This window comes from Arthrobacter sp. RT-1 (assembly GCF_003367205.1).
Lineage (GTDB): Bacteria > Actinomycetota > Actinomycetes > Actinomycetales > Micrococcaceae > Arthrobacter.
Genome location: NZ_QRGQ01000002.1, coordinates 105603 through 119891, shown reverse-complemented (window position 1 = coordinate 119891; position 14289 = coordinate 105603). Strand labels below are relative to the sequence as shown.

Below are 14289 nucleotides of genomic sequence, written 5' to 3'. Positions count from 1 at the left end.
CCACCGGTGGTTGAGCCTGTCGAAACCCTGAACTTCCCTAGGAGCACCATGACTCTTTCTCCCGCACTTTCCCCTGCCATCTCACAGGAGCGCGAAGCCGCACTCCTTGCGTCCGTTCCAACCGGCCTTTTGATTGGCGGGCAGTGGCGCGACGCGTCCGACGGCGGCACGTTTGACGTGCACGATCCCGCCACCGGGGAGGTCCTCGCCACCCTCGCCTCCGCCACGAGCGAGGACGCGATCGCTGCACTGGACGCCGCCGACGCCGCCCAGTCGTCGTGGGCCCGGACAGCACCGCGGGTGCGGGCCGAGATCCTTCGCCGCGCCTTTGACCTGGTCACCGAGCGTGCCGAGGACTTCGCCCTGCTGATGACCCTGGAGATGGGCAAACCCCTGGCCGAAGCTCGCGGCGAGGTCACCTACGGGGCCGAGTTCCTGCGCTGGTTCTCCGAAGAAACCGTCCGGGACTACGGCCGCTACCTGACGTCGCCGGAGGGGAAGAACAAGATCCTGGTCCAGCACAAACCCGTCGGGCCCTGCCTGCTCATCACGCCGTGGAACTTCCCCCTGGCGATGGCCACCCGCAAAGTCGCACCCGCAATTGCTGCGGGCTGCACCATGGTCCTCAAACCCGCCAAACTCACCCCGCTGACGTCCCAATTGTTCGCGCAGACCATGCTCGACGCCGGTCTGCCCGCCGGCGTCCTGAACGTCGTCGCCTCCTCCTCCGCGTCCGGGATCTCCGGGCCGCTGCTGAAGGACTCCCGCCTCCGGAAGGTCTCCTTCACGGGCTCCACCCCGGTCGGCAAGCGCCTCATGGCAGACGCCGCCCAGAACGTACTCCGGACCTCGATGGAACTCGGCGGGAACGCCCCCTTCATCGTCTTCGAAGACGCCGACCTGGACGCCGCCGTCGAAGGCGCCATGGCCGCGAAGATGCGGAACATGGGCGAAGCCTGCACCGCAGCCAACCGATTCCTCGTCCACGAAACCGTCGCCGCCGAGTTCACGCAGAAGTTCGCCGCGGCCATGGGCGCCCTGGCCACCGGCCGCGGCACGGAAGCTTCAACACAGGTGGGTCCGCTGATCGACGCCGGTGCCCGCGACGACGTGCACGCCCTGGTGGCTGCCGCCGTCGACGCCGGAGCAGTAGCCGTCACCGGCGGGGCACCCGTGGACGGGCCCGGCTACTTTTACCAGCCCACTGTCCTCGCCAACGTCCCCAACGGTGCGGCGATTCTGGGCCAGGAAATCTTCGGCCCCGTCGCCCCCGTTACCACCTTCGCCACCGAGGAAGATGCCATTAAGTTGGCCAACGCCTCCGAGTACGGCCTCGCTTCCTACCTCTACAGCCGCGACTTCAATAAGCTGCTGCGGGTGGCCGAGCAGATCGAGTTCGGCATGGTCGGGTTCAACGCCGGCGTCATCTCCAACGCCGCAGCACCCTTCGGCGGCGTCAAGCAATCCGGCCAGGGACGGGAAGGCGGATCAGAGGGCATCGCCGAATACACCACCACCCAATACATCGGTATCGCCAACCCCTACGCCGGCTGACCACGGACAACGCAAACACGACGTCACGCACGGCACGCTTTTGATGCACCACAATCGCGGGACCCCCGGGAAACCGGGGACCCGCCGTCGGTCGTCCCGCAAAACGGTGCCCTGCGTGACGCAGGTGCTGAGCAACGCGCGTGACCGTTCCTTCAACGTCAACGGTCCTGCACACATAGACAAGAGACGCGCGGCAAGCTCGGCCAGACTGGGGGGTAACCCGCCACGCCGCCCGGCCGGCGCCCTTGCCTACTCGAAGTGGAGTAAACCTTGGAAACCTACGATGCACTCCTAGCGTCCATCACCCCCACGTCCGGCCCCACCCGGACCATCCTGGACCCGGCCACGGGTGAGGCGGTAGGTGAGGCCCCCATCCACAGCCTCGAATACCTCGAGCAGGCCGTCGCCACCGCCGTCGAGACGCAGCCGGCATGGGCTGCGTTGGGCCACGACGCCCGTTCCGCCGCGCTCCTCAAGGCCGCCGACGCCGTCGAACGCTCCGCCGAGGAACTCGCCCAGCTGCTCTCCCGTGAGCAGGGCAAGCCGCTGAATGGCCCCAACGCCCGCTTCGAGGTGGGCGCCTGCGTCGCGTGGCTGCGCGCCACGGCCTGCCTGCCCCTTGAGCCTGAAACTCTTGTTGATGACGGCCAGACCTACGCGGAGCTGCACTACAAGCCCATCGGCGTTGTCGGCGCGATCGGCCCGTGGAACTGGCCCATGATGATCGCCATCTGGCAAATCGCCCCCGCTTTGCGGATGGGCAACACCGTGGTCGTCAAGCCCTCCGGCAACACTCCGCTCTCCGTCCTGGCCCTGGTCAAGGTCCTCAACGAAGAACTCCCCGACGGCATAATGTCGGTAGTCTCCTGCGGCCGGGAAGTCGGCGCCCGCCTCACCAACCACCCCGCCATCGGCAAAATCATGTTCACCGGCTCCACCACCGCCGGCCGCGCCATCATCAAATCCTCTGCCGACACCGTCAAACGCCTCACCCTGGAACTGGGCGGCAACGACGCCGGCATCGTCCTGCCCGATGCCGACCCCAAAGCCATCGCCGAAGACATCTTCTGGGGCGCCTTCCTCAACACCGGCCAAACCTGCGCCGCCCTCAAACGCCTCTACGTCCACAACGACATCTACGACGCCGTCTGCGAAGAACTCACCGCCGTCGCCAAAGCCATGCCCATGGGCAACGGCCTCGACGAGAACAACGTCCTCGGCCCCCTGCAAAACAAAGCACAGTACGACGTCGTCGCGAACCTCGTGGAGGCCGCCAAGGACTCCGGCGCCCGCGTACTCCTGGGCGGAAACCCGGACACGGACCAGCCCGGCTACTTCTACCCCACCACCCTGGTGGCGGACATCGACAACAACAACCCGCTCGTCGCCGAAGAACAATTCGGCCCCGCCCTGCCCATCATCCGCTACAGCACCATCGACGAAGCAGTGGAAAAAGCCAACGGGCTCGACGTCGGCCTCGGCGCCTCCGTCTGGTCCTCGGACCTTGCAGCGGCACGCGAGGTCGCAGGCCGGATCCAGGCCGGCACCGTCTGGATCAACAAACACGGCGCTGTGGACCCCCGCATCCCCTTCGGCGGCGCCAAGCAGTCCGGCTACGGCCTCGAGTTCGGGGTCGAAGGCCTGAAGGCCCTCGGCGTACCCCAGGTCATCAACGGCTAAGCCAATTACCGGCGTGCTGCCCTGGCGACGGGATTACCCCATCGCCGGGGCGGCGGCGGTCCGGCCGGCAAACTGCCGCCGGGCCCAGCGGGCGAGCTTCTTGCCCTTGCCCTTCCACCAGTTGTCCTCGTCCTTGTCGTGGTGCAGCCGGAAGATGATGGCCATGAGCACGAACATGCCCATGACCACATCGATCCAGGATGCCACCACCAGTGCGATGAGGACCGTCAGGCCGTTGGCGATGATGGACGGGATGGCCAGGGTCCGGAAAACGGTGCTGGCTACATAGCGCCGGTGCGACCTCGGGACGGACAGCGCCCGCACCATGTCGAAGCAGACGCACACCACCACGATCGTTTGCCCAATGGCGAGCAGGAGCTGGCCGGGGACCGAGCCGCTGAACGCGGACACCGCCTCCATCCCCGGGCTCATGGCCGGGCCTTGTTGGAACCACACATGGAAAACCCCCAGAAACTTGGAACCACTGCTGATCCAGCGGTGGTTCCATTGAAGTTTCCGGGGGTGGAAGGGTCACGAGTAGTGGGTACTCTACTTTCGACCCGCGACCAATATCAGGTACTTATTGCCCTGTGCCCAGTTATTGCCCGATGGCCCGGGGCCGCCAGAGCACCACTGCCTGGGAGCGGGGCCGCGGACGCTGGCCGCGGGCCAGGCTCACCACATCGCCGGCCGCGCCTGCAGCGAAGATGCGGGAATCGAAGGACTGCGGGCGGCGCGTGAGTTCCTCCGTAAGTTCGGAGACGCGCCGCTGGAGGGCGGCCACCTGGTTTTCGAGTTCCAGGATGCGCTTGATCCCTTCCAGCGAGACGCCTTCCTGCGACAGCCGCTGCACCTCCCGGAGCATGTTGACGTCCCGCTGCGAGTAGCGGCGGGACTTCCCGGGTGCACGGCTGGGCGAGACGATGCCCAGCCGGTCGTACTGCCGGAGCGTCTGGGGGTGCATGTCCGCAAGCTCAGCTGCCACCGAAATCACGAAGATTGGCTGGTCAGCATTGATCTCCACGCAACACCTCCGCTCCTACAACCGGGCCTTGGCGGCCAGGCCCTCTCGGACGTCGGCACCGGCCGTGGCTTCGGCAAACGCCTTGACCGCAGCTTCGGCTTCCTTATTCAGGTTCTTCGGAACGGCGACGTCGATGGTCACCAGCAGGTCGCCGGTGGCCTTGGACGTCTTCACGCCTTTGCCCTTGACCCGCAGGGTACGGCCCGACGGCGTCCCGGCCGGAACGCGGACCCGCACCTTTTCGCCGTCGATGGTGGGCACCTCGATGTCGGCGCCCAGGGCAGCCTCCGGGAAGGTGACGGGGACGTGGATGCGGAGGTTGTCGCCGTCGCGCGTGTAAAACTCGTGCGGCTTGACGGACACGGTAACAACCAGGTCACCGTTGCCGGCCGGGCCGGGCTGGCCCTTGCCGCGGACGCGGATCTTCTGGCCGTCCTTGATGCCGGCGGGCACGCGGACATCAATAACCTCGCCGCTGGGTTCCCGCAGGCCGATGGTGGTGCCGCGGATGGCGCCCGAGAACGAGATGCTCGTGGACGCGGTACGGTCGGCACCCTTGGAAGGCGCCCGCTGGAAGCCGGTCTGGCCGAAGCCGCCGCCGAACAGGTCCGCGAACTCGGGCGGGATGCCGCCGGCGGAGGGGTTGAACCCGCCCGCGTGCCGGCCGGTGTTGCCGGTGAACAGGCCGCCGAACATGTCCTCGAACCCGCCGTTGCCGCCGCCGGCACCGCCGGGAGCGAAGCGTGCACCGCCGCCCATGGCGCGGATGGCATCGTACTGCTGGCGCTCGTCGGGATCCGAGAGCACCGAATAGGCCTCGGAGATGTCTTTGAACTTCTTCTCGGAAGCAGTGTTCCCCGAGTTGGTATCAGGGTGGTGCTCGCGGGCCAGCTTCCGGTAAGCCTTCTTGATATCGGCGTCGGAAGCGTCCTTGGCAACACCAAGGATCTTGTAAAAGTCCTTGTCCACCCAATCCTGGCTAGCCAATGGCGTTTCCTTTCAAAAGTTATGGGTCGGTGGTTGAGCTTACCGAAATCTGGTTTCGACAAGCTCAACCACCGAAGTAGTACTACGCAGGTACTGCGACGATCACCTGTGCTGCGCGGAGGACGCGTTCGCCTGACTTGTAGCCTGAGCGGAGCACCTGGCTGACGGTGTCAACCTCGATGTCGTCGCCGGGCTGCTGGATCAGGGCCTCGTGGATCGTGGGATCGAACTCCACGCCGGTCTCGTCGATGCGGACCAGGCCGTAGGTCTTCAGCGCGTTCTCCAGCTTGGTGGCGATCGCGGCGAAGGGCCCGTCGGTGAGGTCGCCGTGCTGCCGGGCGGCGTCGACGTCGTCCAGGACCGGAAGCAGGGAATTCAGGACGCCGATGACGGCCATCTCCCCTGCCACGGCACGGTCGCGTTCAACGCGCTTGCGGTAGTTGACGTACTCGGCCTGCAGGCGGAGGAGGTCGTTCTTCAGCTCGGCGGCCTCGGCGGTGGCTGAGCCTGCCGGAACCCCCTGCGCCACGGATTCCTCGGCCGGCACGTCGATGCCGTTGAGGATCTCCTCGGCCTGGGCGAGCGCGTCGCCGTCGGAATCCGTTTCACCCGCCGAAGCGCCGCCGGCGGACTGGCCGCCCTCCGGGTGTCGGGCCTGGCCGGTCACCGGGTCAACCTTGCGGTTGTCCCGGATGACCGGTTCCTGTGCGTTGCCCTGCTGGCCCATGCGCTCCTGGTTTGTGGATGAGTTGTGCTCTTCCTCGTTACCGTGGTGCGGCATGGCTACTTCTTCGCTTCGTCTTCGTCGATGATCTCGGCGTCGACGATGTCCTCGTCAGCCTTGGAACCTTCGGAACCGGCTGCACCTTCGGCGCCTGCGGCACCGGTGGCGCCGTCCGGCGAACCGGCCTGGGCGTAGATGGCCTCGCCCAGCTTGCCCTGCGAAGCCTGCAGCTTCTCGAAAGCGGACTTCACTGCGGCGTCGTCGGTGCCTTCGAGGGCCTTCTTGAGGTCGTCGACGTCGCCCTGGACCTCGGTCTTGACCTCTTCGGGCAGCTTGTCGGCGTTGTCGGCGATCAGCTTGTCCACGGAGTAGGCGAGCTGCTCGGCGCTGTTGCGGGTGTCGGTTGCCTCGCGGCGGGCCTTGTCCTCGGCTGCGTGCTCCTCGGCGTCACGGACCATGCGGTCGATGTCCTCCTTGGAGAGCGCGGTGCCGCCGGTGATGGTCATGGACTGTTCCTTGCCGGTGCCCTTGTCCTTCGCGGAGACGTGGACGATGCCGTTGGCGTCGATGTCGAAGGTGACCTCAACCTGCGGGACGCCGCGCGGAGCCGGCGCGATGCCGGTCAGCTCGAACGTGCCCAGCGGCTTGTTGTCGCGGGTGAACTCACGCTCGCCCTGGAAGACCTGGATGGCCACGGACGGCTGGTTGTCGTCAGCGGTGGTGAAGGTCTCGGACCGCTTGGTGGGGATCGCGGTGTTGCGCTCGATCAGGTGCGTCATCACGCCACCCTTTGTTTCAATACCGAGGGACAGCGGGGTGACGTCGATCAGCAGGACGTCCTTGCGCTCACCCTTCAGCACGCCGGCCTGCAGGGCTGCGCCAACGGCCACAACCTCATCCGGGTTCACACCCTTGTTGGGCTCCTTGCCGCCGGCGAGTTCCTTGACCAGCTCGGAGACTGCGGGCATACGGGTGGAGCCACCCACGAGCACGATGTGGTTGATGTCGGAGAGCTTGATGCCGGCTTCCTTGATCACGTCGTGGAACGGCTTCTTGGTGCGCTCCAGCAGGTCCTTGGTGAGGTCCTGGAACTTGGCGCGGGTCAGCTGCTCGTCCAGGTGGACCGGGCCGTCGGGGGTGACGGACAGGTACTGGAGGGAGACGTTGGTGCTGGTGGAGGAAGACAGTTCCTTCTTGGCCTGCTCGGCAGCTTCACGGAGGCGCTGCAGGGCGATCTTGTCCTTGGAGAGGTCGATGCCCTTGACCTTCAGCTGGTTCAGCAGGTACTCAACGACGCGGTTGTCCCAGTCGTCGCCGCCCAGCCGGTTGTCACCGGCGGTGGCACGGACCTGGATGGTAGAGAAGTTGTCCTCGTCCTTGCCGACTTCGAGCAGGGAGACGTCGAAGGTGCCGCCGCCGAGGTCGAAGACCAGGATGAGTTCGTCTTCCTTGCCCTTGTCCAGGCCGTAGGCGAGTGCTGCGGCGGTGGGCTCGTTGACGATGCGCAGGACGTTCAGGCCTGCGATTTCGCCGGCTTCCTTGGTGGCCTGGCGCTCGGCGTCGTTGAAGTACGCGGGAACGGTGATCACAGCGTCGGTGACCTTTTCGCCCAGGTAGGACTCGGCGTCGTTCTTCAGCTTCATGAGCGTACGCGCGGAGATTTCCTGCGGGGTGTACTTCTTGCCGTCGATGTCCACCTTCCAGTCAGTGCCCATGTGGCGCTTGACCGAGGCGATGGTGCGGTCGATGTTGTTGACGGCCTGGCGCTTGGCGATTTCGCCGACCAGAACCTCGCCGGACTTGGAGAATGCAACGACGGACGGCGTGGTGCGGCCACCCTCGGCGTTGGCAATAACGGTGGGCTCGCCACCTTCAAGAACGGAGACGACGGAGTTTGTGGTTCCGAGGTCGATACCTACTGCACGTGACATGTGTTGCTTCCTTCTTTCCTTGGAAACTTGCTGGCGCCCTGATATTGAGCGTTCTGCACTCAACTTTACTCAGGGCGCTTCCGATGTCAACCAAAGTTGAGTGGAGTACGCTCAACTTCCGTTCTTGCAGGAGGGCGGAGCGTCTTTGCATTCCTTGGAATGCCGCGGTTTTACGCTCAAAAAAGGCCGACGGCGGCTCTCCGGTTTCGCTACGGGAGAACCACCGCCGGGCTGCTGTCGGCGGGCGTCAGTGCACCAGGGGTTACCTTTCGACGTTTCCGTCGCCGTGCAGGGGGCCACGCTCTTCGGCCGTGGTGTTGACCTGGCCGTCCGTGAGCCGCTCCCGGATGGAATCCTCCTGGCGTGCGGAGCCCACGGTACCTGCAGGTCCGTAATCCCCGTCCGGATATTCTCCGTCCGCAAGGTTCTCAGTGGGGCTTTCCACGGAGCCGGTATCGCTGTAGTCCCCGCCTTCGCCTTCCAGGCCCGGGGCAGGGCCGCCCTGGCGGGGCTCCTCATAGGCGTCATATTCACTCATGTGGCATCTCTCCTTTGAGTTCCGCGTCCGTACGGGCACACTCGCAGTTTATCGAGCAGCGAATCCGGTCAACAGGGCCCGGATACGGCCGTCGGCAGCCCCGCGGGTTCACCGGCGGCCAGCACCTTCCAGGTCCGTCTCCGGGCTGGTGCCGGCGCCGGAGCGCGCAGCAGTATCCGCCTCAGGCCGTCCCAGCTTGCTCGGCCACCAGATCTTCGGGCCGATGTCGTAGGCCAGGGCAGGTACCAGCAGCGAGCGCACCAGCACGGTGTCCAGCAGCACGCCAAAAGCCACAATGAAGGCCAGCTGCACCAGGAACATGATGGGGATGACCCCCAGCGCGGCGAACGTCGCGGCCAGCACCACACCGGCCGAGGTGATGACCCCGCCGGTGACGCCCAGGCCGCGGAGGATGCCGGGGCGGGTGCCGTGCTTCAGGGACTCCTCGCGGACCCGGCTCATCAGGAAGATGTTGTAGTCCACGCCCAGCGCCACCAGGAACACAAAACCGAACAGCGGAACGGTGGCGTCGGCGCCGGGGAAGCCCAGGATGTTGTTGAAGACCAACGCTGACACGCCCATGGCCGCGGCGTAGGACAGCACCACGGAGAGCACCAGCAGGACCGGGGCCACCACCGAGCGCAGCAGCAGCATCAGGATGAAGAGGATCACCACCAGGACCACCGGGATGATGATCACCAGGTCACGCTGGGCGGTGGTGTTGGTGTCCAATGCGGTGGCCGTGACGCCACCCACCAGCGCCCCGGGGTCCACGGCCTTAACGTCGTTGCGGAGGGCCTTGACGGCTTCCTCGGCTTCCAGTGAATCAGCGGCAGAGCTCAGGGTGGCATTGATCAGCACCCTGCCCTCGCGGACGTCCGGCTCGCTGGGAGTGCCCGGGGCCCCGGTGATGGGCACACTGCCCTCAGCCAACAGATAGGCCTCGCCCACGCCGTCGGCCGCTTTCACGCTGTTGAGGACCTCCTGGGCCTTGCCCTGGTCCGCCACCACGACGGCGGGGCTGCCGCTGCCGGCGTCGAAGTGGCGCGCCAGGGCGTCCTGGCCGTCAACAGCATTGGAGGCGGAGAGGATGACGTCCGTCTGCGGCACGCCGTTGGCCTTGAGCTGCAGGACGCCGGCCGAGGCCGCCACGAGCAACAGGACCGAGGCAACCCAGATAGTCCGCGGCCTCCGCGACACCAGGGAGCCGGTGGCGCGCCACAGCCCCTTTTGGCCTTCCAGCCCCGTGACCAGTTCCGGTTCACGCTCCTCGGCGGGCACCAGCTTGGGGCGGAAGGGCCAGAAGGCTGCGCGGCCCAGGAGCGCCATCAGGGCGGGCAGGAGGGTCAGCGCGGCGAACAGCGAGCAGAGGATGCCCGCCGCGGCCACGGGACCGAGCGCCTTGTTGGAGTTGAGGTCCGAGAAGAGGAGGCACAGCAGGGCAATGATCACGGTGGCGCCCGAGGCCAGGATGGGCTCGAAGGATGCTTTCCAGGCTGTCAGGACGGCCCCGGTGCGGTTGGTGGTGTGTGTCAGCGCCTCGCGGAAGCGCGCCACATACAGCAGGGCATAGTCCGTAGCGGCGCCGATCACCAGGATGGAGAGGATGCCCTGGCTCTGGCCGTTCAGCTGGATCCAGCCGGCCTTGGCCATTCCGAATACCAGGAGGATGGCGGCGCACAGCGCAAAGACGGACGTCAGGAGGACCATGATGGGCAGGAGCAGGGACCGGTAAACCACCAAAAGGATCACGAACACTGCGGCCAGCGCCACCAGCAGCAGGATCCCGTCAATGCCGGCGAAGGCAGCGGTGAGGTCGGCCGCCAGGCCTGCGGGGCCGGTGACGAAGGTCTGCATCCCGGCAGGCGCCGCTTCAGCCACCGCGTCCCGCAGCTCCTGGACGGCTTCCTTGATTTCCGTCGATTCATTGACCGGGACGATGAACTGGACCGCTTTGCCGTCGTCGGACGGAATAGGCCCGACGGCGGCGCTGCCCAGTTTCAACTCTTCCAGTTCCGTCCGGAGTCCGGCCACTTCGCCCAACTGGGCCGGGGTGAAAGGTGCGCCGCTTTCAATAACGATGACGCCGGGAACCTCGTCCGAATCCCGGAACCTTGCCTGCCAGTCCTGCGCAGCCGTTGCCTCGGCACTTGCCGGAAGGAACGAGGCCTGGTCATTCGAGGACACTTCCTCCAGCCGCCCAAAGGTGGGTCCGCCCACGCCGGCGATCGCAAGCCAGGTGAGCACCAGGATGACAGGGAGGAGCCAGCGCAGCCAGAACGGGACGCGTTCCTTGCCAGCGGTGTGATGTTTCATGATGCCTTCCGGAGGGGACAGGGGCGTAGACTTGTTCCACAACAGAGTATCTCCATAATGGAGATAAGTGCCAGTCAAGCTTTTGTTTTGTGCTTCACCGGTACGCGGGTCGCTGGGCTGCTGAAGTAATATCCGTCAGGACGTTCCGGCAGATCCGGTGCGGGTGAGTGAAGAAGAATGGAGGAGGTGGACATGGCAGGCAAGGAACCCTCCGGCGTACAGGCTCCTCCCGCAGGCCCCGTACCCAATGGCGGCCCCCACCCCCTGGTCCGGCTCCTGCAGGACTTCACGATCGAAGCCAACCGGTACGTGGATGCGGCCGGGGGCCGGAAAGACATGCACCGGACGGACCTGAACGCCCTGGCCGTCATCATGCGGCACACGGCCAAGGGCAGCGTGGTCACGCCCGGGATCCTCCGCAAGGAGCTGCACCTCAGCTCGCCGGCCACCACCGCCTTGATCGACAGGCTGGACAGCTCGGGCCACGTGGTCCGCGAGCGCGGCACCTCGGACCGGAGGCAGGTCCAGCTCAAGATGACGCCCAAGGCATACCAGGAGGGCGGCGCCATCTTCGGCCCGCTCGCACGCCACATGGGGACGGCCATGGCCAGCTTCTCCGAGGATGAACTGGAGACCGTTTCCCGGTTCATGACGGCGATGGTGGAAGCAACGGTGGCGGCGCGGGACGAGACATCCAGCGAGTAGCGACAAACGCGCTTTTCGCGACGTTAAATGCAGCCCGGTTGGGGGTAGCGTTTGGTTATGAGTGCCCAGCAGCCTGAAGACGACATTTACACGCACGGACACCACGAATCGGTGGTCCGCGCCCATGCCGCCAGGACCGCAGAGAATTCCGCCGCGTTTGTCCTGCCGCACCTGACGCCGGGCTCGGACGTCCTGGACGTCGGCTGCGGCCCGGGCACCATCACCTGCGATTTCGCCACCCTTGTCAGCCCCGGAAAAGTCACCGGCCTGGACCGCTCACCGGACATCATCGCCCAGGCGCAGGCCCTCGCCGTCGAGCGCGAGGTGCCCAACGTGGAGTTCGTGGCCGGAAACATCTATGACCTGGACTTCGAGGACGAGACCTTCGACGTGGTCCACGCCCACCAGGTGCTGCAGCATCTTACAGATCCGGTTGAGGCACTCCGGGAGATGCGCCGCGTGGCCAAGCCGGGCGGCATCGTTGCCGTGCGGGACGCCGATTTCCACGGCATGAGCTGGTATCCCGCCATTCCTGAACTGGACGAGTGGATGGACCTGTACCAGCGCATCGCGCGGCGAAACGGAGCAGAGCCCGACGCCGGGCGGCGGCTGGTCAGCTGGGCCCAGGCGGCGGGCTTCACGGACGTCGCCCCTACCAGCAGCAACTGGCTTTACGCCACTGGCCAGCAGCGCCGCTGGCAGGCGCGCGTCTGGGGCGAGCGGGTACTTCACTCCGCCTTCGCCGAGCAGGCGCTGGAGTACGGCTTCGCGAACGCTGCAGACCTGGCCCGCATTTCGGCGGGCTGGCACCGCTGGGGCTCCACGGATGACGGCTGGTTCCTGATCCCCAACGGCGAGGTCATCGCCCGGGCATAAGTCCTTGTCCACATAGCCTGTGCTTGTACTCCCGCCTGCAACTCCGGGTCCATAGCATCGAAGCATGATCATCCAAGCAGGCTTCGACCTCGAGTTCCTTGCACGTCTGCTGATAGCTCCCGCTGGCGAACTCCTACCCCGGCTCGTCCTGATTGAGCTGGACGCCGACATGCAGTTTGGAGACATTGCGCTTGTCAGCTGCCAATTCGACGGGAGGCTCAAACCCCATTACGACACCATCCTGGGTCATTTGGATCAGGACTCGACGCGGTACTTTGCGATCGCACATGCCGGGTGCTGGCCGGAGTGCGCTGACATCCATGAACCGGTCCTCGTAGAAGCGGAGGAATTGCGGGAACTGGCCCTTCACCGTGGATTCGTCATGATCGGACATTTCGGCCTCGATGATGCCGGGTACATGTCGAACGGACCCCACTACTATTTTGACCGCTATCGCCTGGGCCTGCCGTGCACAATGGACCATTGGGTGCATTCAAAGCACGGGAAATGCGGCTGACCTTTCGGGTGACCCACATGGAAAACCGCGCCTCCAAACGACCACATTGTGGTGACGGCTGTCGCCGCACGTGTGCCGAGTAGGATTGTGAGGTGCAATTTTCCCTTTGGCTGGCTCTGGCCGGCGCCGGCGCCCTGATCAGCTTCACCCCGGGCGCGGGGGCCATCAACACCATGAGCAACTCGCTGAACGCCGGTTTCCGGCGCTCGATGTGGGGAATCCTTGGGCAGCAGGCAGCCCTGGTGGTCCACGTGGTGATCGTGGCCCTGGGGGTGGGCGTGCTGGTTGCCAGCTCCCCGGTCGCTTTCAACGTGATCCGCTATGCAGGCGCCGCGTACCTCGTGTACCTGGGGGTCCGGCAGTTCCTCAGCAAGCCGGACATTGAAGAGGACAAGGCTGAGGCCCTGCGGAACGAGCCGGCCTGGTCGATCTTCCGGCGCGGGTTGTGGGTCAACCTGCTCAACCCGAAGGCCATCGTCTTCTTCCTCGCGTTCATGCCGCAGTTCATCCGGCCCGAACAGCCCCTCTTCGCGCAGTACGCGGTGCTCACCGCCACCATTGTGGGCATCGACATCCTGGTGATGTGGTTCTTCTTCGCCGCCACAGCCAGGTCCTTCCAGCGTTTTACCCAGACCAGCCGTGGACAGTTGCTCCTCAGCAAAGTGTTTGGCGTGCTGTTTGTGGCCGTCGGAATCCTGCTAGCCCTGATCCACTAGCCGGTCCGGGCGGCTCAACGACGGCTCAAAAGTGCGGGAATGGCACGGATAGTCATCGTTCTTTACAAGCCTGTCAACATTTATGAATCGGGCCCTAGCCAACAGGGCTAATTAGCGCGCATGCTTACTTTCATGAACTCAGCGTCGAGCCCATACCGCGTCATTGCCGTCTGTACCGGCAACATCTGCCGCTCCCCCATGGCTGAACTTATGCTGAGGGCGGCTCTGGAGCGCGAAGGGCTGGACAGAATGGTGGCCGTGGACTCGGCCGGAACCACAGGTTATGAGGCGGGCCGGCCCATCGATCCCCGCGCTGCCCGCAAACTGGCGGTTGCCCACCTGGCTTCCGAACTTCACATTGCCCGGGAATGGATTCCCGACTGGTTCCGCGAACGGGACCTGATCCTGGCGCTGGACGTTGACCACTACGCCTGGCTGAGCGAGGCGGCCCCGGACCGCGAGTCACTGGAAAAGATCCGCATGCTGCGCAGCTTCGACCCCAAAGTGGCCGGCCGGGACATGCTGGATCAGGGGATTGAGGACCCCTGGTACGGCGGGCAGGCCGATTTCGACACTGTATGGCGCCAGATCAGCGGCGCCCTGCCAGGCATCGTGGACCACATCAGGACGGCAGCGCTCCGGGACGCCCAACGGCAAAAACAGAGCCTCTGACGTTCCGGCCGGTGGAGCGCCTCCACACGCAGGCACAACACCGCGTGCC

The 14289-nt window shown here is 65.5% G+C and carries 14 protein-coding genes; 7 read left to right on the top strand and 7 right to left on the bottom strand.

The features are described from left to right. Nucleotides 1-48 precede the first annotated feature (48 nt). The gene (locus DXK94_RS01930) at nucleotides 49-1554 is read left to right on the top strand and encodes an NAD-dependent succinate-semialdehyde dehydrogenase (protein WP_115523584.1); all 1506 of its coding nucleotides are present in this window, start codon (nucleotides 49-51) and stop codon (nucleotides 1552-1554) included. Between the two features lie 270 nt (nucleotides 1555-1824). Then, nucleotides 1825-3234: an aldehyde dehydrogenase family protein gene (locus DXK94_RS01925; RefSeq protein WP_115523583.1), complete on the top strand. Its 1410-nt coding sequence runs from the start codon at nucleotides 1825-1827 to the stop codon at nucleotides 3232-3234. Nucleotides 3235-3267: 33 nt separating this feature from the next. Here DXK94_RS01925 and DXK94_RS01920 read toward each other — a convergent pair whose 3' ends face one another. From DXK94_RS01920 to DXK94_RS01890, 7 genes are all read right to left on the bottom strand, one after another. Further along, a complete protein-coding gene (locus DXK94_RS01920; protein ID WP_079595346.1) occupies nucleotides 3268-3654 on the bottom strand; it encodes a hypothetical protein in 387 nt (128 codons plus the stop codon). Nucleotides 3655-3832: 178 nt separating this feature from the next. Next, a complete protein-coding gene (locus DXK94_RS01915) occupies nucleotides 3833-4258 on the bottom strand; it encodes a heat shock protein transcriptional repressor HspR (protein WP_079595347.1) in 426 nt (141 codons plus the stop codon). A gap of 15 nt (nucleotides 4259-4273) precedes the next feature. Further along, nucleotides 4274-5245, bottom strand: coding sequence for a DnaJ C-terminal domain-containing protein (locus DXK94_RS01910; RefSeq protein WP_181884713.1), 972 nt, complete (start codon nucleotides 5243-5245; stop codon nucleotides 4274-4276). An 82-nt stretch (nucleotides 5246-5327) separates the two neighbouring features. Next, nucleotides 5328-6026 (bottom strand): nucleotide exchange factor GrpE, encoded by a 699-nt coding sequence (locus DXK94_RS01905; protein WP_115523581.1) that lies wholly within the window; start codon nucleotides 6024-6026, stop codon nucleotides 5328-5330. A gap of 2 nt (nucleotides 6027-6028) precedes the next feature. Continuing rightward, entirely contained in the window at nucleotides 6029-7900 is a 1872-nt protein-coding gene (gene dnaK / locus DXK94_RS01900; RefSeq protein ID WP_079595350.1) for a molecular chaperone DnaK, read from the bottom strand. A gap of 262 nt (nucleotides 7901-8162) precedes the next feature. Beyond that, the gene (locus DXK94_RS01895) at nucleotides 8163-8438 is read right to left on the bottom strand and encodes a hypothetical protein (RefSeq protein ID WP_115523580.1); all 276 of its coding nucleotides are present in this window, start codon (nucleotides 8436-8438) and stop codon (nucleotides 8163-8165) included. Nucleotides 8439-8546: 108 nt separating this feature from the next. Next, complete coding sequence (locus DXK94_RS01890) at nucleotides 8547-10754, bottom strand: efflux RND transporter permease subunit (RefSeq protein ID WP_115523929.1); 2208 nt, start codon at nucleotides 10752-10754, stop codon at nucleotides 8547-8549. Nucleotides 10755-10946: 192 nt separating this feature from the next. Between DXK94_RS01890 and DXK94_RS01885 the strand changes: the two genes are divergently transcribed. The 5 genes from DXK94_RS01885 to DXK94_RS01865 all read left to right on the top strand — a co-directional run bounded on the left by DXK94_RS01885 (nucleotide 10947) and on the right by DXK94_RS01865 (nucleotide 14240). Further along, the gene (locus DXK94_RS01885; protein ID WP_115523928.1) at nucleotides 10947-11459 is read left to right on the top strand and encodes a MarR family winged helix-turn-helix transcriptional regulator; all 513 of its coding nucleotides are present in this window, start codon (nucleotides 10947-10949) and stop codon (nucleotides 11457-11459) included. A 57-nt stretch (nucleotides 11460-11516) separates the two neighbouring features. Then, nucleotides 11517-12335, top strand: a complete 819-nt coding sequence (locus tag DXK94_RS01880; protein ID WP_115523579.1) for a methyltransferase domain-containing protein — start codon at nucleotides 11517-11519, stop codon at nucleotides 12333-12335. 64 nt (nucleotides 12336-12399) lie between these two features. Continuing rightward, nucleotides 12400-12852, top strand: coding sequence for a hypothetical protein (locus DXK94_RS01875; protein WP_115523578.1), 453 nt, complete (start codon nucleotides 12400-12402; stop codon nucleotides 12850-12852). Between the two features lie 92 nt (nucleotides 12853-12944). Then, the gene (locus tag DXK94_RS01870; RefSeq protein ID WP_079595356.1) at nucleotides 12945-13568 is read left to right on the top strand and encodes a LysE family transporter; all 624 of its coding nucleotides are present in this window, start codon (nucleotides 12945-12947) and stop codon (nucleotides 13566-13568) included. Between the two features lie 132 nt (nucleotides 13569-13700). Further along, on the top strand, nucleotides 13701-14240 hold the full coding sequence (locus DXK94_RS01865; RefSeq protein WP_115523927.1) for a low molecular weight protein-tyrosine-phosphatase: 540 nt from the start codon (nucleotides 13701-13703) through the stop codon (nucleotides 14238-14240). Nucleotides 14241-14289: the final 49 nt, after the last annotated feature.